Source organism: Novosphingobium sp. BL-A-41-Hi4B-X5A (genome assembly GCF_055521705.1).
This window is the reverse complement of the sequence record NZ_CM145500.1, coordinates 2,644,007-2,665,631: the sequence shown is the minus strand read 5'-3', so window position 1 is coordinate 2,665,631 and position 21,625 is coordinate 2,644,007. Positions and strand designations below refer to the sequence as shown.

Genomic DNA, 21,625 nt, shown 5'->3' with positions numbered 1-21,625 from the left:
CGGCGGTGCCCAAGCCCAAGTCGCTCATCATCAATACGCCGTTCGTATGCCCTCAGCAGCATTGGGTCTCGAAACAGGATGCCACGCTGGAGATCGTTCCAGAGCGTCGCCCCGCTAGTTATGAGATGTTCGATGTTCGCAACAACACGCGGCGGACGGTCGAAATCGAACTCGTCAACGTCATCCGTGGCCGGGTGGATCAGTGGCGAGAGGCTGGCTATCCGGGCGTGACCATCGTCACCCAACGACTGCTGGAGCATTGGCACGACAACACTGCGCGGCAACACCCGTTCTACTTCTGCCAGCTTGAAGCCATCGAGACGCTGATTTGGTGCATCGAAGCGACGGAAGAATACAAGCAGGGTATCTATGTGCCCGGCGACGGCGGGCCGTGGCAGCGTCTGTGCAACAAGATGGCGACAGGCGCGGGCAAGACCACGGTGATGGCGATGATCATCACATGGCAGGTGCTGAACGCCCTGACCTACCCGAAGCGGAACAAGGATTTCAGCCGGGCCATTTTCATCGTCGCGCCCGGCCTGACAGTGAAGGGGCGGCTTCAAGTGCTGATCCCCAGCGCGGGCAGCTATTACGACGAGTTCAACCTGTGCCCTTCCGAGGCACTGCGCCAGAAGCTCAATCAGGCGGAAATCCTGATCGAGAATTGGCATACGCTCATGCCAGCATCGGAGCCGAAGCGTTCGGTGGTCAAGAAGGGTGCGGAGACCGACGAGGCATTTACCCGCCGCGTTCTCGGCAAACTAGCCGCCTTCAAGGATATCGTCGTCATCAACGACGAGGCCCACCATGCCTACCGCAAGCCCGCTGAGGTCAAGATCAGCAAGAAGCAGGCTGAGGAAGCTGGCATCGACCTCGACGAGGCCACCCGCTGGATCGAGGGATTGGATCGTCTGCACAAGACCCGGCGCATCCAGCGTTGCTTTGATCTGTCGGCCACGCCGTTTGCGCCGACCGGGAAGGCCAGCACCGATACGGCGCTGTTCGAGTGGATTGTTTCCGATTTTGGCCTCAACGACGCGATTGAAGCCGGGCTAGTGAAGACACCCCGTGTCGTGGTGCGGGACGATGCCATGCCCGATGCCAAGACGATGCGGTCCAAGCTCTACCATATCTATCGCGACCCGGCGGTGGCAGAGGACCTGAACCGCAAGGCCGAGCCGCACGAAGCCCTGCCGAAGCTGGTTCAAGACGCCTACACGATCCTCGGGGCTGATTGGCGGGTGACAGCAGAGGATTGGGCTGGTCATCATTCGCCCCCGGTCATGCTGACCGTGTGTAACCGCACCGAGACGGCGGCGCGTATCGAGCACTACTTCAATCAGGGCGATTGCTTTTGGCCGGAGTTAAACGCGCCGGGCAAAACCCTTCGCGTTGACTCTCGCGTCATGGAGAAGGCCGAAGTTGGCGAGGCAGCCAGCGCCGACAAGGGATATGAGGCTCGCCTGGAGCAGGTGATCGATGAGGCAGCAATCCCCGAGACCAAGAAGGAACGTTTCCGGGGAATGAAGAAGGAGGAACTCCTCCGCGAGATCATCGACAACGTAGGCAAGCGGGGCGGTGCCGGTCAGAACCTCCAGAAGGTCATTTCGGTCGCCATGCTCTCCGAAGGGTGGGACGCAAAGAACGTCACCCACATCATGGGGCTGCGGGCGTTCACGTCGCAGCTGCTGTGCGAACAGGTCATCGGTCGCGGGCTTCGTAGGGTCGGTTACGACAAGGACGAAAATGGACTCTTTCTGCCCGAGTACGTCAACGTCTTCGGAGTCCCGCTTTCGATCTACGAGCCGGGCGAAGGTGGTGATGCCCCGCCGCCACCAAAACCTAGCACGCAGATTGATGTGGTGCCTGACCGTGCTTCGCTTGAACTGAAGTGGCCGAACGTCCTTCGTATCGAAACGGTGGTGAAGCCGGAACTGGCAGTGGAATGGGCGAAGGTCGAGCCGTTGACCCTCGATCCGGTTGCAACTGTCATCAGTGCCGAGATTGCCCCTGCGCTTGGCGGTGCGGCGGACATGAGCAAGGTGACGGCTATCGATCTGTCATTGCTGCCGGAGGAGTTCCGCCTTCAGCGACTGACATTCGTGGCAGCGCGCAAGGCGTTCGCCGAACTCAAAGGCAACTTCAAGGGCAACGAGGAATACCTCGTTTTCCAGCTTATCCGGCTGGTCGAAACCTTCTTGCGCTCAGACAAGATCGATATCCCGTCGCTGTTCCATAGCGACCCGGTACGCCGCCGCATCCTGATCGCGCTGAACATCGATCTGATCGTGCGGCATGTTCTGCGGTTCGTGACCGAGCAGAACACCACTGCCCTGACGCCGATCTTCGATGAAGAGAACCCGATTGGTAGCACCGGTCAGATGCGCGCGTGGTACACGACCAAGCCCAACATGCCGACTGTAAGATCCCACATCAGCCATGTGGTCGGCGACTCGGCGTGGGAGCAATATGCAGCGAATGTGTTTGAAAACCATGATGACGTAGTAGCTTACGCCAAGAACGATCATCTTGGATTCCAGATTCATTACCTGTGGCAGGGATCTCGCCGACGCTACCTCCCCGATTTCATTGTGAGGCTGGCCAATGGCGTAACACTCGCTCTGGAAATCAAGGGGACGGATAGTCAACAGAACAAAGCGAAGCGCGATGCTTTGGATGAGTGGGTAAGGTCCGTGAATGCAGTTGGTGGCTTTGGTCATTGGGTTTGGGACGTCGTGTTTGAGCCCGCTCAGATGCACGATGTATTGTCGAAGCATGTTTGAGCATCCGGAATGGTCCAAGCATGCCGCTCATTGGTCAATCTTGGAGAAATTCGCTGAGATAGTGTTCCACCTTCTCCAACGTTCTCCGGCGGGGTCTGCGCCCCATGCGTAGGTCCAGAACGAAGCGCGGATCGCCTACTGCCCTTCGCCCGAACCGGGTGGCGGACATGTGGGTCTCCTTGAGGTGACGCTCGATACGCTCCAGCAGTTTCATGACCTACCTCGAATCAGATTGGGCTTGTGTTCTTGTTATGTTCTTATTAGGAAGGCTCCATCGAGTCTAGGATGAATTCCTACATGCCACCTGGACCGCCCCTCGAAAGGCGCCGCCGATGGAGAATGTCAGAGAAGAGCTGGATCGCCTGATCCGGCAGAGAAACGTGGGTTATTCCGCGGTTTCGCGGCTGCTCAATCGCAATCCTGCTTACATTCAGCAATTCATCAAGCGTGGTTCGCCGCGCAAGCTGGATGACGAGGACCGGCGTATCCTTGCCCAGTTTTTCGGGGTCGATGAGCAGGTGCTCGGTGGGCCAGCGCTTCCGGTGCGCGATGGCCTGGTCGAAGTGCCAATTCTGAACGTCGATGCCTCGGCCGGCTTTGGTGCGATCGCGGAAAGCGAGACGGCCCACACCCGGTTCGGTTTCGATGAGCGATGGCTGGGCAAGCTGACCCGGGCGAAAGGCCCCAGCCTGTCAATCATCCACGTCCATGGGGAGTCGATGGAACCGACGCTGCGGGACGGCGATGAGGTCCTGGTCGACGCATCGGATCAGGGCTCGCGCCTGCGCGACGGAATCTACGTGCTGCGCGTCGACGATGCGCTGGTGGTGAAACGTGTGACGATCCAACCAGGCGGACGTCAGATCACCATCTCGAGCGACAATGCCGCCTACCCGACCTGGACCGACGTTGAGCGCGCGTCGATCCATGTGGTCGGCCGGGTCATTTGGTTCGGTCGTTCTGTCTGATCTGCCGCTATCAGATCCCTGCAAATCGCTCCCGGTGGCGAGCCACGAAGTCTGCCCTTGGATGCAGCGATCGATCACGCGGCAACCGGATCTGCTGACCGGCCGGCGGAAACAGCTGCAGAAGCTCGGACGGCACCTTATTGTGTGACACGAGCAGGCAGAGGTTATCATCGAAGGTGATGAGGTGGCGGTCAAACAGCCAATGGGCTGTCGCTGACAAGGCTACCCCGTTCTGGATGATGTCAGGACCGCCATCGGCAACCGACCAGATGTGGGCCGCCTGGGCTTCTGCCTTGCCGCCGCCATTGACGATCCTAAGCCCAGTGACGGCGCAGGTGTTCTCGTAAGCGTCGAGGACGTGGTTGCGGAAGTTCGCGTCACGAATCTTGCGGTTCACGAGCATCTGCTCAACCCGCCGCTCCGCGAAGTGATCTTGCAGAAGCAGATTGGTTTCCGGATCGATGCGCGGGGCATCAAGCTCCAGCCGGATCCGGTTTTCGGGATCGAGGGTTTCGGCAAGCCCAGCATTGACGATCGCCACGAAGTCCTCGTTTTCCAGCCCGCGGACGGACTTGCCGCGCAGGCTTCGCCCGGCATCGCCTGGCTTTGCCATCTCGCGCAGGAACCGCTCGGCAAACCGGCCGCTGCCGTCGCGGTAGGGGACAGGCTGATCGAACTCGAGGTAGTCGCGCACACGCGCATAGAAGTGGCTGGGATCGCTCGGGTCGGCATCAATGCGCTCGACGAAGGCCGCGGCAATATAGGCCATTCGCCCGCCAGAAACCCGCGTTTCGCGGTAAACGATCCAGTCGTTCGCGAGCTCTCGCGCAACCGACAGGTAATTGCTCGGAAAGTGATACCGCTCGGTGATCGCGTCATCGTACCGCGAATTGCCGCTGATCTCGAAGACGCCCTTCACATTCCCGCCTGTAGTCAAAGTCGATGCGCGCCAGGTTGCCTGGAGAATGCTCCGCCGTCCAGGCACAACCTCACAGTAATCAAATGCCCATTTCGAATGGCTTGGTGCGCTCTTTGGCCAGTTCGGGCGGCTGCTTGCTCTGATCTTCCTTGGTCGCGGCTCCCGCAGCCAGACCTTTCGCCGCAGCCTCGCGCAGGCGCTCGGTCACTTCCAGCGCTGAAGTCTTCTCACCGGTGTTCTGGGCGACCGCTCTCCCGAGTTTGTCGGCACTGTCGACGACAAGGGTCAGGTGATCTCTCAGGCGCGTGACGGTGACCAAGAAGGTTTGTTGGTTGGCCAGATTGCGTTCGCGGCTGTCCATGACAGCAATTCCTCGATCCGATGTCAGCCCCTGCGCCATATGGGCATTGAGCGCGTAGGCGAGGTCAAGCCGCCTGAGCATCGGGTCGGAGCGCTCCAGCTCGTGCCGCAGGCCTGTGGAGGTAACCAGGGTAACCCGTGAGCCTTCGACCGTCTCAATCCTCGCCTGGTCGGCATTGAACAGGCCCCGCCGATGATCGTTCTCGGTCCAGCGAATCCGATCGCCCTCATGGACCGACAGGCGCTTTTCCTCGAACAGCGCGAGCCGATCGTCCTTCTCACCAGGGCGGATGCGGCTCGGGCGAAGAGTTCGCGTTCTGCCCTTGGCATCGCGGAGCAGGACCTCGCGAGATTTGTCGTCGATGCTCTCGATCTTGTATTCGCCGCGCGGGATACGCTGCTGCTTGTCAGGACTGCGGACGTCGAGAACCATGCCTGGGCGGTAGGCCGAAAGGTATCGGAGTTCCTCTCGGGTCGCATTGACCCGAGACAGCACGGTCAGGTCCAGCGAGGTCTTGCCGAGCTCGCCATTGGCCTTGAGCCCGCGTTGCACTGCGTCATTGACCGCGCTGCGCAAGATCCGGCCAGAGGCATAGATCGCGGTCCTATCGCGGTCCTGTGGCGCCAGCGCTAGCCATTGCTCGGCAGCGACCAATGCGCTGTCGCCCCTTGTCTCAATCGTCGAGCCTTGGAGATGGCCGAGGGCGGCATGGACATCGCCCGATTGAGCAGCGGCCTGCGCGAGACGCAGCTGCGGATCCCGGCCGCGCAGGTTGGTGGTCATGTCTGCGCGCGCGATGCCCGCCTTCTGGACGAGATCGAAGGGTTTGCCCGCATCGACCGCGCCGAGCTGGCGTGCGTCGCCAACAAGAACAAGCCGCCGGACGCCGGCAAGGTTGGCCAGTGTTACCAAGTGCTCCTTGTCGTGGTTCGAGACCATCGACGCTTCGTCAAGGACCAGGACCCGGTCGCCCAGCTCTTCCTTCGCCTCAGCATGAAGGCCGGTATTTCCGGGATCTTCCAAGAGCGGCGCCCAGCTCTTGAGCAGCCGAGCCAAAGTCATCGACGTGATGCCGGTATCGCGCTCCAGCATCTGCACCAGGGTGTTCTGAACCGCGAGCCCGATGATCTCCTTGCCTTCCTCACCGAGGATCTGCGCCACGGGCTTCAGGACACTGCTCTTACCGGCACCTGCTACACCCTGGATGGCGATCGTCCGGTGGGGCGATGACAGGATCAGGCGCGCAGCTGTTTCCTGGCCCGGGTTGAGGTCGATACCGTAATTGATGGCAGCAACGGCCTTGACCCGTGCGCCTGCTTCATTGCTGTCGAGAAGGGGCGCAACAGCGTCCCGCCCGGCTTCGACGGCAGCGAGAATGCGATGCTCGCTAGCAAGCGCATCGCGCGAGGTCAGCCAGCCCTTATGTTCTCCTGACCCTGGAACGAGATCGCCCGAACGCACCAGCGCATTGACCCGCGTTTGGACGGCCGCGATCGTTGTGGGCAGACCGAAATCCAGCGCTGCTTTGTAAAGCGCCTCACGCGGAAAGGCTGCTTCGCGCTGCGAGAGGTGGCGAACGGCAGATGCCGTTGCCTGGGCGGCAGCAACGGTTTCGCGGTCCTGCTTAAGCACGTGAGCCGGGATTAGCGGATCGGCAGGATTGCCCTTGATCCGCTCGGCAAAGTCCCGAAGCCAAGCCTTGCCACGCTCGATCAGGCTGGTGCCGGATGCGGGCGTGCGAGATGCTGGATTTGCGAGGGTCTGCGCCTGTTCAACCATAGCCGGCAGGTCGAGGCCCGCGGCCTGGGCATGGTCTTGCCAGCTCGACAAAAGTGCGCCCCGATCTGCGACTGCCTGCTTGGCGCTGCGGGTGTCGAGGGCGGCAATCTTGCCAGCTTCAAGCCCGGGGCCACGCCGCGCGCCGAGCACTTCCTGGCGCCGCGTGGAGAAGGCCATGACCTGCTCGCGGGTAAAGCCTGCCGCCTCGAAATTGCCGTGTTTGCCAACGGGCCCTACCGCATAGCCTAGCTTCTCGACCGAAAGGCGGAAGCGCGCCATCGTCATGCTGTTGAGGAGAGTGTTAAGCGACCAGAGCCGGTCGTTCTTCAATGTTCGCCATTTGCCATCGGCACCTTTCGTGGCGTTGGCGATCACGGCATGGAAATGGAGATTGGGCTCCTGGTTCCGGTTCGTATCGTGCTGGAACAGCGCCACGGTGAGGTTGCCGGTCTGAGCCGTGCGCACCTTCCCGTTTTCGACGAGGCGCGTTTCGGCCGCGTTCTTTTCGGCCCATCGCAGTGTCTCGATGACCGCTTCGCGATAGGCTTCAATGATCCGCTTGTCGCCACCAACGAGGGCGAGAACCGACCAACTCTTGGGCAGCGAGAAAGTGAGATCGGTCCCGGCACGGTGCTGGTTTTCGTGGCCGACCCTGGTTCCGTCGGGGAGCTCACCTTTGAGGAGTTTGTCGAAGACCGCGGCGTCGACCTCTCCGGAAAGGCCCAGCGCCGCGGCGCCTGATCCCACCCATTGACCCGATCGGTCGGCGTCCGCGCTCGCGTAGTAATTGTCGGCAGCAAAGTAGCTGGCCGCGCCGGAGGCTGACCGGACATTGGCGACCGAAAGCATGGATCGTGTTCCTTCAAGCAAGGTGCCCCCTTGCTTTGCGGCTCTCAAAGATCGGGTTCGTAGAAGTCCTGTTCGCCGCTCTCGATGCCGCCTTCGAGCAAGTCGCGTTCCGCCCTTACGCGAGGATGGTCTCGCTCTTGCGGCCGCTCGATCGGCTGCGACTTGAGGTCGCTCGAACCGGGCTTGTCTCCTCTTATGGGCGCCTTCTCATCAGGGGATGGCTGCGCTCCGTCGGTCGCTTCACTCCTGCCGGAAAGAAGCGGTCCGGGCGGCAGTGTCGCGGCTGTTCCGCCCGCCACGGTGGCTTCGGTGGCTGCCTCACCCTTGCTCTCATCAAGCGCTCCCCGCGCCTCACGGACAGGCAGGGTTCGGGACTGTTCCTCACCCTTCTGGCTTGCCTCGTCTGGCGCGGGCCTTACGCCCTGCAGGTCGAGTTTCAGTTGCCGGGGGACCACCGGCTTGCCGGCACCATCGTCATTCGCGGCCGGCGCACCTTCGGCGGGTTCGGATCGCGATGCAGGCGAAGAGGTGCCCGCTGCGGCTCCCTCATCCGGGGCAGTCCGCTGGGGGCCAGGTTCGGAGGCTCGCGCAATGAACCCTTCGGCCAACCGGGGCAAACGGCGCGGCACGAGGGTGATCGGAGCGGCCGGGAATCCGTCCGGGAACTTGAGGTAGCCGGACAGCCGCGGCAGGTTCATGAACTGGTCGGGAAGGAGCAGTGGTTCGATTTGTCGCCGAGGAGTCAGGCTGACGGCGTCGCGAGCATTGTTGTAGCCGTAGCTGTACCCTTCCTCCATGTCGCGCACCTGCCGATGTCCGATAAAGTCGGAGCACCAGGTCGCCGTCTCCCGGTCCGCGGTTGCAAGGATGAGCTTGCTTCGAGCCAGCGACGACAGGGTCATCGCCATGTTCTCGCCGTAGACCTCCTTGAGCTTGGCAAAGGCATGGACGCCAGTGACAATCGCTCCTCCGAAATTGCGTGCGGTCTGGAGCCCTTTTTCCAGCGCGGGCAGCCGGTGCAATGCTCCCAGTTCGTCGATCAGGAACCAGATTCTGAGATCCGGGGTGCGCTCCATGGTCATCAGCGTGTTCATCGCGGTGTCGAGCCACAAGGTGAGCAGCTGCGAACAGATCGACATGTCGACATAGCGCGCCGAGAGGAACAGGATCGATCCCGGAGCGGAGATGCCTCGAGTCCAGTCCCGCACCGAGAAGCGCGGGCTATGGTTGGGCAGCAATTTGAGCGCCTTGGCATTTGCGTTGAACACGGCCCGGATCGACTCCGCCATGCGCGCCGCTTCGGGAGCGGTGAGCGGGTCGGCCATTGTGCCGCGCATGAGCTTGTGGACCTGCGCGAGATCGGCGGTCATCAGCCGGGTGGCGAGCGCGTGGTTGCTGGCCTGCCCGGTGCGCTGGAGATGCAGGCACATCTCGACGAAGAGCATGCGGGCGGCGAGCACCCAGAACTGCTCCGAGCCGCCACCGTCGTGCGGAACGAGTGCTTCGGCGGCGGCGTGGAATTCGCCCTCGCTGGTGCAGTCATGGAACACGCTCCAGGTTGGGCAGCGGGCATCGAGCGGGTTCAGGATGATGTCGCGCTTGGGGTCAAAAAAGGCCTCAATGAACGCCCCGGTGAGATCGAAAACCACCGCGCGTTGCCCGCGCGCCCGGGCCTCGGCGAGGAGCTGGCTCAGGGCCACGGTCTTGCCGGTGCCGGTTGTGCCGATCAGCATCGTGTGGCTCTGCTCAAGGCGCCATGGCCATGCCACACCCGCGAGATGAGCCGGGCTGTAAAAGCCTGCCTCTTCGGTGGCTGCAGCGCCCGCCAGCCGCCATTTCCAGCCGAGCACGGCTTGCAGTTCGCGAGCCCGTTCCGTGCTGTTGTGCCGGTCGATTTCTGCCTCGAGCTCGTCAAGGGTGACAAGCATCGCGCCGCGCTCGTGCTTGCGCTCCTTTGATTTGCCGCCGAACCGTTCAGCGAACCACCAAAAGGCGATAAAGGCAGGGACGAGGATGAGCGCAGAAAGGCCCATGCCGCGCCGAATGGCGGTGCCGAGCGCAGCTACGGCTTCACGCATTGGAGGAAAGTCGCGAACGACATTGAATGGCAGGCGGACAGTGCCGCCACCGGCTAGCTTCAGCTCCACTAGCTTGCCGGGATCGAACTCCATGAAGGCGTAGCCCGAAGCATAGAGATGCATCCACGCCAGATAGATTTGGTGGTCGGTAAGCGCCGTGGTCACCTCCCAATAGGAGAGCCAAGCGGCGACAATGAAAGTCACCAAGAGCGGCCCTTTGAGCCCTGCCGCAAACATGAAACCGAAGTGACCGAGGAGCTGGCTGCCGCGCGTGAAGTTAAGGAGATTACCCTTCATCGCTGCCTCCCTCGGGTGCGGAGGCGCTGAGCCCGAGCCGGGCGAGCCTGCGATTGTAGGCCTCGTGTGTTCGCTGCCGCAACGAGCCATCAGTATGGCTGGCCAGGAGCGCTTCGAGGGCTACCGTGATGAACAGGTTTTGCCTTACCGGGTCGAGCGCCCCAGGCCGCTTTCGCGCTTCGTTTTCACGCTGCCAGGCATCGACCAGCTGATCGCGAATGACGATGCTGACGGAGACCTGCTGGTCACGGGCTTTGCCCTTGATCCAGTCAGCAAGTGGGCGGGGTACGTATGTCTGAAGACTGAGATGCCGATCCATGTTCTGGGGTCCAATTGACCCTTGCGAACCTGGTTCGATCTTGCGGAAGACAGCCATGAGAATAAATCAGGAACATTGGCGCGTCAATCGCGATAAACTGGCGCCAATTCAGATAGTTAGGTGGCCCCAATTTGGCCGTAAATCGCGAATCCAAGGCATGCATCACGCTCAAATTGGTTTGACACCAGCCCGAAAACTCAGCGTATCACACTGATATACCAATACTAAATCCGGCAGTGTCACTGCGTACGGTGTGCTCAGTCTACTAAGCTGCGAGTGGGTGATCGGGTCACTTCGCCGAACATGCTGGAGGGGTTGAATGGCCTCGATAGCGCAGAGCCAAAGCGCGTGCGGGCGCCGATGCCCGCACTCCGCTCGTCGCAACTGATCCCGAGCGTGATCGAACCAACGGCGAGCAAAATAAAAGGGCAGGAACCGCTCCCGGCTCCCACCCTTTTCAGCGTCAGAATTCATCCAGCATCGACCCGTGAATGGTGTGGACGACACGCGTCGCCAGGTGTGCCGGCAGGGCGCAGTAGTCGCCCTCATCGAGCGCGACGTATCCGAGCTCGTCGTCTGCCACGATGTGCTGATTGAAGTAGCTGTGCAGTGCCCGGCGTTCGGCGAGTTCCAGGGCCTCGAAGTAGCTGCGGGATGAAGTGGTGCACGGTGCAGAATAAGCCATGATGATCCTCCTGAAGGTTGTCTCGAACGACAGGAGGAAGTGCGATGTTCGTGCGCATGACGGGTCAGGGACCGCGCGTCGGCGCGGCCGCGTCAGCGGCGGTGGGGGAAACGATTTTGTCGGGGGAGGGATTCATCCCTTCTCCGGCAAAATGGTGGGGCCCTGCCGTCCTTGAGGCGGCATGTGGACGGACATCATGCTGGGCATTCCGTGAGCCAGCCTCTCTACCCTTTCGGTTGCACCGGAGGGCTTTAGTCGGGCGCCGCTTTTCTCATTTTCCTACACCCTGGGCGTGGTGGCAGAAGAGCTCTCGAGGGACCACAAACCAAGGGGGCGGAAAGGACTGACATGCCCCGCAAGAACAATCCGGTCGATGCCTTGAAGAAGCTCCGGGAACAGCGCGACGAACTGGCAGCCAGGGAAGCAAAGCTCCGCGACGAGGCGGCGATTGTCCTTGGTCACATCCTGATCGAGTGTGGCGCTGAGACAATCGAACCGGCCCAGCTGCGCCAGATTGTCCGCGCATCAATCGCGCTCGGGATCGAGGAAACGCTGAAGCGGATCGCCCCTGCGTAGCCCCAACCAGCGGCGGCAAGGGGTTCGATGCCCCGCGCCGCCGCATAGCCCCCGAGCAAAAGAAAAGGCCCCGATGGCATCCGCCACCGGGGCCTTGTCGCGAGGTGAGGACAATCAGTCCTCGTCGATATCGGGAGCGCCATCGTTGCCGCCCGAACGGCCCTTGGTGAGGAAGTCGACCTTGTCGGCGATGATCTCGCAGCCGTAGCGCTTGGTGCCGCTCTGATCCTCCCACTGGGTGTAGTGGATGCGCCCTTCGACCGTCACGAGCTGGCCCTTGGTGCAATACTTGGCGACGTTCTGGCCCAGGCCGTTGAAGCAGGTGATCCGGTGGAATTCGCTGTCCTTGGCGGTGTAGCCGTTCTCGTCCTTGTAGGTCTTGCCATCCTTGCGGGCGGGACGGTCGGTGACGACCGAGATTGAGGTGATACTGGTTCCACCCTGGGTGGTGCGGGTTTCGGGGTCGCGAGCGATGCGGCCAACGAGAATAACGAGATTGGTCATGGGCTTTCTCCTGATCAAGCATTCCGGGTCCATCCCGGCTGCAAACCCGAGCAGAAGCGCCCCGCGGCGAAGCGCACCGAAGGGAAACCCGGAACTGGTTCGGGTGGTGCGGGCAGCCGGGCAAAGCCCGGCAACTCGGCCGGACCTGATCCGGGTTGCGCGTCTCGACGCGGGGTGATTCAGGGACAGGTTTGTATCGAAGCCGGGTGGAGCCGGATGCCTTGAACAGGTCTGCCCTGCCTCGTTACCCTCCGGTCTTGGCCGGATTATCCACTGCAGCCCTCCACCGGAGAACCCCCTCTTAAATCTCGGTGCGGACCGATCGTCCAGCAGGTGGCCTGGTCCTGGACGCAACTGCTTCGCCGGGGACAGGCATATCGATCGTCACCCCAACGGCGCCGTCCAGAGGGTTGCCTCGCAGCATCCAGGCTTGCAGCGTGACCAGGCGCGCCCAGTCCGCAAAGGAGGGGATCCAGTCCAAGTCTTCGCGCACGTGCTGCTCGCCGATCAAACGCACCGGAACCGTCCGGCCATCGGCATTGACGAGGGTCTCGCCGAAGATTGCCTCCAGCATGAATATCCCCTCGGCATGATGCCGCAGCGCGCGATGTCGGGGGTCTGCCAGGATTGCCTTGGACTGGTCGAACCACTGATGCAGCGGGAGATAGTCATCGACGGTACCGCCCCATTTCCGGACCGACGAGAGGGCGTGATAGTAGCAGTGGGCCATGCCTGGGTCTCCTAGAGCTCGGTCGAGTGATCATCGGTCGCGGTGAAGCGCAGGCTGCAGTCGAGCATGAAGGTCGCTTCAGCCACATCGATCACCAGTTCGCCGCAGGCACCGTCGTTGATCTCCCAGCCAGGGTGATGGCGTTCTAGCGCCAGATAGGTCAGTTGCTCGAGAGCCTGCCCGAGTGAGTGCAGCTGCTCGGAACCGGCACCATCCGCCGTATGTGCTTCGCCTTCTTGCAGCTTAACATCAGGGCATTCGATCGCCGCACCGGCTGCATCGAGGCAGACACATTCCTCGACGGCACCGCTGTCGCTGCAACCGTCGAAGCGGACCTCGACGCGGGCGATGCCGGCTTCCTGCAAGCGCGGGAGAATGACAGTCTTGAGCTGCTGAATCTCTTCGACCACCTGGGTCTGCCGCTCGGCTTGGCGAACAGCAAAGTCGGCCATCACGGCCTCGATATCGATCATGGAATGCCTCCTGTGGCACGGAGCCAACGACCATTCGCTGGCTCCAAACGACAGGCGCGCGCCTTTCCTCTGACGGACGACGCCAGCGCCGGTCCGGCGCTGGCGCGAAGGCCGACAGGGTCTCAGTCGGTCCTGGCCGAAGTGTTCTTCGGATTGGTGCCGAGGGGCCCGCGGCGATCGACCACGGTTATCCGCCGAGCCTTGGCGTCGATCACCAGGCGTTCGAGTACGCCATTGCCCGGAAAGGCGATGACGTAGCGCGGATCGAGGGAGAGCATCCGCTCGTTGCGCTTGAAGCCGGCACGGGCGCCGAGGCGCATATCGAGCGAGAACGTCACCTGCGGAATGCCGCGACGTTCAGCCCAGCTCGATGCCAGACGATCGACGCCCTTGGTGTCGCCGCCGTGGATGAGCACCATGTCCGGCACGCGGTCGCGGACCTTGTCGAGCGTCGCCCAGACGTTGTTGCCGAAGGTCAGCGCATCGTCTTCGGTCGCATGACGGGTGCGCCCTCCGGCGAACACGACGGGGGTTCCTTCGGGCACGGCCGCACGGCGCTTGGCCTCGGCGCGGGCGCGCAGGAAATCCCGGCCTTCGACGAGCGCGGACGTCAGCATTGCACTGTGGTTGAAGCGCGAACTGGAGACTGGCTTCCAGGAGGAACCGAACTCGTTGAGGTATAGGGCCGCGGCAACCTCGCGCATCTCTTCGAGCGCCAGCATGGCGCTTTCGGCGCACTGCGCCCGCTCGACCTGGGTCTCGAGTTCATGGGTGTGGACCTCGGATCCGTCGGCCGTCGCAATCAGCGCGCGGACCTCGTCGGTAGCCCGGTCGAGGGCTGTCGATTTGCGCTCGGCGGAGCGGTGAAAGATGTTGACGAAGGCCCAGCCGAGATCCTCGGCGTCGGCCTCAAGCGCGGTCCCGGACACCATGGCGAATAGATCGGACCAGACCGCTTCGAGGGTTTGGACGACCGCCTCCCGGACCGGGAAATCGCTTGTCGATACGGGAGCAGGACCGATGGAGAAACCGGCGGGATCGAGCCCGGCGAGTTGGTCGGCGAATGACGTGTGCATGGGATGTCCTCCTGACTGACGTGAGGCCGCCGCACCCGTTCATGGCTGCGCCAGCGAGAGCCCGTCAGGGCCAGCATTCAGGCAGGGTTGCGCACCCGTCAGGGGAAACCTGGCTTGGCGGGCTGGCGCGGGCAGGCCTTGAGCCCGAAGGGCCAAGGCCAACACGGGCCCAACCAAGCCGGGTTGCGCAAGACTGGCTGCTGGCCCAGGGCCTCTCTCGGATGGCGCCAGGCCATGGGCGGTCGGAACAGATCCATTGGCAGGGGCACGCCCTATGCCTCATGCATGCACAGCCCCGGCTCGGCTCAAGCCGCTCGCTTGGCGTAGACACCCTCTCCGTTCGACATATGCCCGAGACAGTCATAGTCGCCGAACACGGCATCGAAGCGGGATGCGATCTGGGACAGCCAGCGCTGTGCCCGCGGTGAGCGGGCCGTGCGCCAATCGGCGTCCCAATAGGCCCCGTCATCGCGTTCGACGATCCAGACGGCCACCAGCCCGCCGTAGACCGATACGCCGAAATCCGCATAGGCATTGCGCATGAGGATCCGATCCTCCCGGCCGCGCCAGCCGTCATGCGGGATCAGCGACGGGAAGGCTCGGCCGGCCCGCTCGCGCAGGTCTTCCCGCAGCCAATCATATTCGAATTCCCAGTCGTCCTCGCCTTCGACCTCGAGCACGGTGAAGGCGACAATTGCGCCGCTGGGATAGCTGACTGATCGGCCCATGGCATCCTCCCTCAGGCCGCAAGCGCAGCGTCGTCTGACGCGCCGCCAAACTGCTCGGCCGTGATCCGCCCGCCGAGCCTCAGCAGCAGGGTCGATGCCTCTTCGGCCTTGGCGGCAGCGGTCAGGATGGCGCGGTCGTCATCCTTCAGAAGCTTGAGCCAATGCTCGATGTAGCTCGCATGACTATCGAGATGTGTGACGGGCAGCCCCAGCTCAGCGCCCAGCATGGCGCTGGAGAGTTCGGCGACCAGTTCCTCGGCGGCATAGGCCGCCGTGCCGAAGCGGTTCTTGAGATCGCGCCCCAGCCGGCTGGCATGGCCGGTCCAGTGCGAGAGCTCGTGGGCGAGCGTCGCATAGTAGTGGTCGAAGCCGGAAAACAGGCTGGTAGGCGGCATCGTGACGCGATCAGCAGTGGGTTCGTAATAGGCTTCAGAGCCCTGGTGGCGCAGGTTGCCGGGGATGGCGGCGAAGAAGGCGTCGAGTTCGGCCTCGCGCCCTTCAGGCTCGACCAGCTCCAGCGTTGCAGCCGGATGGAAGCGCTCGGGCAGACCTTCGACCTGATCGGCATTGAAGACCGGATAGGCCTTGAGCACCCGGCGGGCCTCGTCGGTCTTTTCACCGGTATCGGGAGCTTCCACCTCCTTGGTGTAGCTCTTGTAGAAGATCGCGATGGTCGACTTTTCGCCCTTGCGGACCTGGGCGCCGAGCGACTTGGCCTGATTGTACGTCATCCAGAACGGCGAAGCGTAACCGCACATGTCAGCGACCATCCACAGCCAGAACACATTCATGCCCCGGTACGGAATCCCGCAGGCCCGCAGGGGCCGCGAAACGGGCACGCCGCGCCACGGCTTGATCCAAGGCTTCGTGCCGGCTTCCAGACGCGCGATGATTTCCTGGGTGATGCGGGTGGCGGGCGACAAGCCGCCGCTCTGCCCCTTGCGATAGGCCATGTTGGGTCTCCTGATTGAGGCATCTGGACAGTCGGCGACGGGTTCGCCGGTCAGTGCCACAGGTTCCCGAGCCCCCTCTGCTCTTCTCCAAAAAAGGAAGCGGCCCTCCGGCGTGAGCCGAAGGACCGCTTCTCTCGGGTAGCGAGTGGCCTTGCCTGTCAGGAGGAGGTCAGGCGGCCAGCTCGCGGGGGGACTGATCTTCGGTGTCTACACCGCGCTCAGCGTCAGTGGCGTCAATCTCGGGCTCGCCAGCATCCGGCGCAGCGGGAGCGAAGCGCATGACCTCAGGCACCCAGGCCAGAGCCTTCTCGCGTACTTCGACTTCTGTGATGTAGGTGCCTGCGAAGACGCGCTCGGCACTCATCGCGAGATCGCCCTTCTTGACGGAGGCAAAGCGCGAGGAAAGCTCGAGGCCGCCGACGTCGGTCAGCGCGTCGAGGATCACCTGCTTTGACACCCGGTCGAAGTAATTGGCCGCAGTCGGTCGCCACCACTGCGCCATGTCGATGCCGATCAGGCTGCCGAGGTGGTCCTGGAACGGTAGCTGACGCTCGCCCGCCATGTTGAGGCTCGCCTCGAGCGACCGGGCAACGACATAGCCAAGCCAAGCGGCGCGGCTGTCATCGGACAGCGCGCGGAACAGGTCGAAGCGGCAAGTCGCATCTTCGCCAGCGCGCCAGCTTTCGTCGAGACTGGACCTGAGCTCGGCAAGCGCGCTGCTGGCCGGAGCATCCTTGGCTTCGAAGCCGATGATCGGCCCTGCCGGAAGAGGTGCACGCAGTGTGGTTGCGGCCCGTGCCCGCCAGTCATGCGTATCGGCATCAGCCAGCGTGAAGACCATGACGTCGAGCGCAAGCCCGGGGTCAGAGGCAACATGCAGTGCCAGGACATCGCGGCGCTGCATGGCCAGCTCATCCACCAGGCGCTTGGACAAGGCCATCCGGCGCTTGTCCGAGCCGTCGACGGCCGGAACGACTTCGATCCCGCTGTCGGCTTCGGCGAGTTCAACCTGTCGCTCGCCGTAGAACACGGGCTGGAGAACCGGCGTGCCATCGCGCGAGAGGACCAGGATCATCCCCGCCTCGGCCTTGAGGTCAGCCGCGATGACAGGCGGGCGGGCGCGGATTTCCTGGCATTCGCGTTCGATTGCCTCGATCGCCGCTTCGGCCGCTGCTACGGCCTCCTCGGCGCTGTCCTCGTCTTCAAGGATCGCCGCATGCTCGTCGTACGCGGCATCCAGCTCATCGAGCTTCGCCACTTCAGCTTCGGTGAGCGGCGCCGGTTCGGCAGGAAGCCGGACCAGCCCTTCGACCAGATCGTGGCTGGCATAGGGATCGAGCGTGGGCTTGACCCAGGCGAGACCCTGCTCGGCGGCGAGGGCTTTGGCCTGCTCTTCCATCTTTGCCGCCGCGAGGCTCTCGAGCAAGGCGACATCGACCCAGGATTCGCTGTCATCGTCGTCGAACAGTTCGCGCTCGATCCGGCCGCCGGCGGCGATGTAGGCGTCTCGACCAACGAGCCGGGCGCGCGGATCGCTGCCCCGGACGGTCCCGGAGAGGACCATGCGCCGGATGCTGTCGGGATTGGGCGCATAGTAGGCTGAGGAAACCTGTTCGAAGACGCGAGCCTGGATTTCCTGGTCAGAGGTCGCACCGAACGCCTTGGCGATGTCGAGCGTGATCTGGCCCGAGGCCAGTGCCTCGAACACGATGGGCGCGAGCGTCGCGAGACGCAGACGGCCCTCGGCAAAGCGGACGGTCAGGCCGAAGCGGCGGGCAACCTCTTCGACAGTCGCACCGCCTGTCACGAGTGCGGCAAAGGCCTGGGCTTCATCGGCAGGGTTCATGGCTAGGCGGTGGAAGTTCTCCGCGAGGCTGGTCTCAACGGCGGCTTCCGCGCTGTCTTCAAGCACGAGGCATGTGACTTCGTGATCGCGGGCGAGGATCTTTTCGTCAGCGAGCGCGAGCATCGCGCGGCGGCGACGTTCGCCGGCTTCTACCTCGAACTTGCCCTTCGCAGCGGGCCGGACAATGAGATTCTGCAACAGTCCATGGGCTGCGATACTTGCTTTGAGTTCGGCATCGGCGGCTGGATCGCCGTGACGGCGGACATTGCGGGGAGACTGGACAAGCTTGTTCAGCGGGATCGATTTGATCATGGGACACACTCCTGACGTGAGCCCGGTGCATCGACCTTCGACGCCCAATTGGCTCAATCAGGGCAAAGCCCACTCCCCTCTGATGCGTTCGCGGCGGATCTCCCGATAAGCACGGACAATGACGGCTGGCGATGGTGGGGACATTCCGGTCATACCCACGCGGCGGGTTCTCAGCAATTTTATCGCCTACACCCAACACTCAGCAAGGACTTCACGTAGCAGGATTAAGACTGCAACTGGGCCGTTCGCCGACAGACCGGCTTCGGAAATCGACTGGGGTGCTGCCATGGCTACACATATACGACCTGTGCTTTCCTCCCATCTCTCGAACATTCGATGGGGCATTTGGCGCGACCTGAAGGCCCCCAGACTTGTGGATCGATCACGCAGAAGCCTTGACAGGTGTGCTGGGTGAGTATCGAACAAAGATAGAACGGAGGTGATGGATGAATGGCGTCGCAGAGGAATTCATAGCCAAGTTCCTGTCCGAACTTCGGGAGGACAATGCCGCAGTCTTTATCGGGGCCGGCCTCTCCAAAGCTGCCGGCTTTGTCGATTGGCGCGGCCTTCTCGCGCCGATCGCCACTCCGCTGGGGCTCGACGTAGAAAAAGAAAGCGACCTCGTCGGGTTGGCCCAATTTCACCTCAACACCAATGCCGGCAATCGTAACCAGCTCAATCAGCTGCTTATTGAGCAGTTCACGGATTTGCCCACGCCCACCGAAAATCATCAGCTGCTCGCCCGCCTTCCGATCCGCAGCTATTGGACCACCAACTATGATCGGCTGATGGAACAGGCTCTGAAGGACAGCGGCAAACGGGTGGATGCGAAATACACCATCGAACAGCTCTCACTGACCGTTCGCGGGCGCGATGCCGTCGTTTACAAGATGCATGGCGACATTGAGCATCCGGACAAGGCTGTGCTCACCAAGGACGATTATGAGCGCTACGCCGGGACTCACGCGCCGTTCGTCACTGCGTTGACCGGCGATCTTGTCGAACGGACCTTCCTGTTCCTCGGCTTCAGCTTCACCGATCCCAATCTTGACTACGTTCTGGCGCGGATCCGCTCGCGATTTGAGAGGAACCAGCGGCAGCATTTCTGTATCGTCAAGACCCGCTCTAAGCTGCCAAACGAGTCGGAGGCCGACTTCGCCTATGCCAAGACGCGCCAAGACCTCGTCGCTCAGGACCTACTGCGGTTCAACATCAAGACTATCGCAGTCGAAGAATACGGCGATGTCACTGAGCTTCTGCGCACAGTCGCCAACCGGTTCCGGCAGCGGACCGTGTTCATATCTGGAAGCGCGGCGGACTACGGCCCTTGGGGACAGCAGGAAACAGAGAATTTCCTGAGGCGCCTTGCGGCGGCGCTCATCGACCGCGACTGCCGCATCACAAGCGGTTTTGGACTGGGGATCGGCAGCGCCGTCGTCACCGGCGCCGTCGAGCAAATATATTCCAGCAGCCAGCGTACCATTGACAGCCATCTGCTACTTCGACCCTTCCCGGCAGGAATCCAGGACCAGACCGAACGCACACGCGTTTTCGAGCGCTATCGAGCCGAGCTGATTGCGCAGGCTGGAATCGCTATCTTCCTTATGGGGAACAAGCTGCAGTCAGGCGACGTGGTGCCGGCGGAAGGGATGCGGGTAGAATTCGATCTCGCGCGCAAGTCCGGCCTGCATTGCCTACCGATCGGCGCGAGCGGCTGGATATCGACCGACTTCTGGAACGAGATGATGAGCGATATCAAAGCCGCGCTTCCGGGGCACAGCGACGATTTCTATGCGCTGTTCAAGCGGCTCGGCCAGCAGGTCGACAATCCGCTCGAGCTCATCGAACCCATTCTCCAGATTATCGACATTCTCAGAAAGGAATAGGCATGGCACGTCACACCTTTTTCAGCTTTCACTACGAACGAGACGTTTGGCGAGCGGGACAAGTTCGTAACAGCTGGGTCACGCAGGAGCGAGTCGCATCCGGCTTCTTCGACAAGGCGGCTTGGGAGGAGGTCAAGAAGAAGGGCGACGCGGCCATTAAAGCCTGGATCGACGCCCAACTTAAAGGCACGTCAGTGACGGTCGTGCTGATTGGCGCCGAGACGGCGAACCGCGATTACGTGAATTATGAGATCACCCAAAGCTGGGCCAAGAATAACGGCCTCTTGGGCGTCTATATACACAACCTCAAGGACGCCGCGCAGAAGACCGACACCAAGGGCGCTAATCCGTTCAGTCAGTGGACGTTCAAGCGGAACGGTGTTGTCGTTTCAATCCCAACCTATGATTGGGTCAGCGACAACGGCTACGCCAATCTCGGCAGCTGGATTGAGACCGCCGCGAAGGCGGCTGGCCGCTAAAACTGCGGCCTCGAGAGCGCGAGGTTTTTGGCTTTAGGGGGTATTGATGGCGACATTCACGGAAAGCCGTATCCGGCAGCGCGCGCAACAGAAGACCGGAACTTTAAGGAAGGCAGCGACTGTCCTCGAAGAGGAGGTTGCCGCGACCAAGACAAAGAGCAGCTTCGACATATTCCTGAGCCATTCGACATCCGACGCGGAGATCATCTTGGGCGTTAAGGGGGTTCTCGAGGACTATGGTAAGACGGTCTATGTCGACTGGCTGGAAGATCCGCAACTGGACAGGAGGAATGTTACCGCCGCATCCGCCGAGGTCATCCGGGCGCGGATGCGCCAGTGCAAATCGCTGGTCTATGTGCATACCGCGAATTCCGGAGGGTCCAAGTGGATGCCATGGGAACTGGGCTATTTCGACGGCTTTAACGGGGCGGTGGCTATCCTTCCCGTCACTAGGAACCGCGAGGCGAGCTTCGAAGGTCAAGAATATCTCGGCATTTACCCATATATGGACGAAGCACCCTCTACTGGAAGCGCGGTTGAAGAAATCTGGGTCAACAAAGGCAGCGCGGCGTCGCGGCGATGGGGCACATGGATCAGCGATCCTCGCACGTTCCGCAAGACGGCTTAGGCGAGTTTCTTGAGCTCCCACTTCTTTTTCTTGCCCTGCGACGCCTTGCCCGGACCTCCTTGGTCCATGCAGCATCGCCGCCGTCGCTGGCCTTGCACTAGAAGACGGTATCGCGGCCGGGAAAATACTCTGTCGATGCCCTGCCGCCCGTACAGTGGACAGTTGCGTCGCGCCCGCCGTCGGCGACGGTAATCTGGAGGGGCACGTGGACATTACGCATCGGGATGCCGAATTTGCGCGCCTCGGCATGGACGAGCATGCGCGGCAGCTCGACCAGCTGGAGGCCGTCCAGATTCGTGAGCTCGTCAGGATGTAAGGTGAACATGCTCGTCTTCTGCCGTCGTCGCTCCGCGCAGGGAAATGGAAACACATTTCTCTGGTTTTACGCGGTGAACC

General features: G+C 62.1%; 19 protein-coding genes. 6 read left to right on the top strand and 13 right to left on the bottom strand.

Translation table 11 applies throughout. The annotated features are described in order from the left end of the window. Positions 1-5 precede the first annotated feature (5 nt). Both ACZ1JY_RS12955 and ACZ1JY_RS12950 read left to right on the top strand, forming a co-directional pair. Entirely contained in the window at positions 6-2,783 is a 2,778-nt protein-coding gene (locus ACZ1JY_RS12955) for a BPTD_3080 family restriction endonuclease (protein WP_465129544.1), read from the top strand. Between the two features lie 332 nt (positions 2,784-3,115). Beyond that, entirely contained in the window at positions 3,116-3,751 is a 636-nt protein-coding gene (locus ACZ1JY_RS12950; RefSeq protein ID WP_184081895.1) for a S24 family peptidase, read from the top strand. A gap of 10 nt (positions 3,752-3,761) precedes the next feature. On the opposite strand, the gene ACZ1JY_RS12945 is transcribed toward ACZ1JY_RS12950, so the two are convergent. The 5 genes from ACZ1JY_RS12945 to ACZ1JY_RS12925 form a co-directional block, all read right to left on the bottom strand. After that, positions 3,762-4,670, bottom strand: coding sequence for an HNH endonuclease (locus ACZ1JY_RS12945; RefSeq protein WP_465129543.1), 909 nt, complete (start codon positions 4,668-4,670; stop codon positions 3,762-3,764). Between the two features lie 79 nt (positions 4,671-4,749). Then, positions 4,750-7,659 carry a MobF family relaxase gene (gene mobF / locus ACZ1JY_RS12940; RefSeq protein WP_465129542.1) on the bottom strand — a complete coding sequence of 970 codons (2,910 nt, stop codon included), beginning with the start codon at positions 7,657-7,659 and terminating at the stop codon, positions 4,750-4,752. A gap of 44 nt (positions 7,660-7,703) precedes the next feature. Beyond that, positions 7,704-10,034 carry a type IV secretion system DNA-binding domain-containing protein gene (locus ACZ1JY_RS12935; RefSeq protein WP_465129541.1) on the bottom strand — a complete coding sequence of 777 codons (2,331 nt, stop codon included), beginning with the start codon at positions 10,032-10,034 and terminating at the stop codon, positions 7,704-7,706. Continuing rightward, positions 10,024-10,410, bottom strand: a complete 387-nt coding sequence (locus tag ACZ1JY_RS12930) for a hypothetical protein (RefSeq protein ID WP_465129540.1) — start codon at positions 10,408-10,410, stop codon at positions 10,024-10,026. Before ACZ1JY_RS12930 ends, ACZ1JY_RS12935 begins: the two co-directional genes overlap by 11 nt. A 406-nt stretch (positions 10,411-10,816) precedes the next feature. Next, positions 10,817-11,038, bottom strand: a complete 222-nt coding sequence (locus ACZ1JY_RS12925) for a hypothetical protein (RefSeq protein WP_465129539.1) — start codon at positions 11,036-11,038, stop codon at positions 10,817-10,819. Positions 11,039-11,386: 348 nt separating this feature from the next. Between ACZ1JY_RS12925 and ACZ1JY_RS12920 the strand changes: the two genes are divergently transcribed. Beyond that, complete coding sequence (locus ACZ1JY_RS12920; RefSeq protein WP_465129538.1) at positions 11,387-11,614, top strand: DUF6437 family protein; 228 nt, start codon at positions 11,387-11,389, stop codon at positions 11,612-11,614. A gap of 114 nt (positions 11,615-11,728) precedes the next feature. Here ACZ1JY_RS12920 and ACZ1JY_RS12915 read toward each other — a convergent pair whose 3' ends face one another. The 7 genes from ACZ1JY_RS12915 to ACZ1JY_RS12885 all read right to left on the bottom strand — a co-directional run bounded on the left by ACZ1JY_RS12915 (position 11,729) and on the right by ACZ1JY_RS12885 (position 18,236). Next, a complete protein-coding gene (locus tag ACZ1JY_RS12915; protein WP_465129537.1) occupies positions 11,729-12,118 on the bottom strand; it encodes a single-stranded DNA-binding protein in 390 nt (129 codons plus the stop codon). 301 nt (positions 12,119-12,419) lie between these two features. Beyond that, positions 12,420-12,848, bottom strand: coding sequence for a DUF6915 family protein (locus ACZ1JY_RS12910; protein WP_465129536.1), 429 nt, complete (start codon positions 12,846-12,848; stop codon positions 12,420-12,422). Between the two features lie 11 nt (positions 12,849-12,859). Beyond that, complete coding sequence (locus tag ACZ1JY_RS12905; RefSeq protein ID WP_465129535.1) at positions 12,860-13,321, bottom strand: DUF6878 family protein; 462 nt, start codon at positions 13,319-13,321, stop codon at positions 12,860-12,862. 122 nt (positions 13,322-13,443) lie between these two features. Then, the gene (locus ACZ1JY_RS12900; RefSeq protein WP_465129534.1) at positions 13,444-14,397 is read right to left on the bottom strand and encodes a DUF2493 domain-containing protein; all 954 of its coding nucleotides are present in this window, start codon (positions 14,395-14,397) and stop codon (positions 13,444-13,446) included. 305 nt (positions 14,398-14,702) lie between these two features. Further along, positions 14,703-15,125, bottom strand: coding sequence for a hypothetical protein (locus tag ACZ1JY_RS12895; RefSeq protein ID WP_465129533.1), 423 nt, complete (start codon positions 15,123-15,125; stop codon positions 14,703-14,705). Between the two features lie 11 nt (positions 15,126-15,136). Beyond that, complete coding sequence (locus tag ACZ1JY_RS12890; protein WP_465129532.1) at positions 15,137-16,078, bottom strand: ArdC family protein; 942 nt, start codon at positions 16,076-16,078, stop codon at positions 15,137-15,139. A 169-nt stretch (positions 16,079-16,247) separates the two neighbouring features. Further along, positions 16,248-18,236 (bottom strand): ParB/RepB/Spo0J family partition protein, encoded by a 1,989-nt coding sequence (locus tag ACZ1JY_RS12885; protein WP_465129531.1) that lies wholly within the window; start codon positions 18,234-18,236, stop codon positions 16,248-16,250. A gap of 446 nt (positions 18,237-18,682) precedes the next feature. Here ACZ1JY_RS12885 and ACZ1JY_RS12880 point away from each other — a divergent pair, with 446 nt between their 5' ends. The 3 genes from ACZ1JY_RS12880 to ACZ1JY_RS12870 are packed head-to-tail and all read left to right on the top strand — an operon-like array spanning position 18,683 to position 21,229. Beyond that, positions 18,683-20,122: an SIR2 family protein gene (locus tag ACZ1JY_RS12880; protein WP_465129530.1), complete on the top strand. Its 1,440-nt coding sequence runs from the start codon at positions 18,683-18,685 to the stop codon at positions 20,120-20,122. A gap of 2 nt (positions 20,123-20,124) precedes the next feature. Further along, a complete protein-coding gene (locus ACZ1JY_RS12875) occupies positions 20,125-20,601 on the top strand; it encodes a TIR domain-containing protein (RefSeq protein ID WP_465129529.1) in 477 nt (158 codons plus the stop codon). 46 nt (positions 20,602-20,647) lie between these two features. Further along, positions 20,648-21,229 (top strand): hypothetical protein, encoded by a 582-nt coding sequence (locus ACZ1JY_RS12870; protein WP_465129528.1) that lies wholly within the window; start codon positions 20,648-20,650, stop codon positions 21,227-21,229. Positions 21,230-21,326: 97 nt separating this feature from the next. Here the strand turns inward: ACZ1JY_RS12870 and ACZ1JY_RS12865 are convergent, their stop codons facing one another. After that, a complete protein-coding gene (locus tag ACZ1JY_RS12865; RefSeq protein ID WP_465129527.1) occupies positions 21,327-21,554 on the bottom strand; it encodes a hypothetical protein in 228 nt (75 codons plus the stop codon). Between the last annotated feature and the right edge of the window lie 71 nt (positions 21,555-21,625).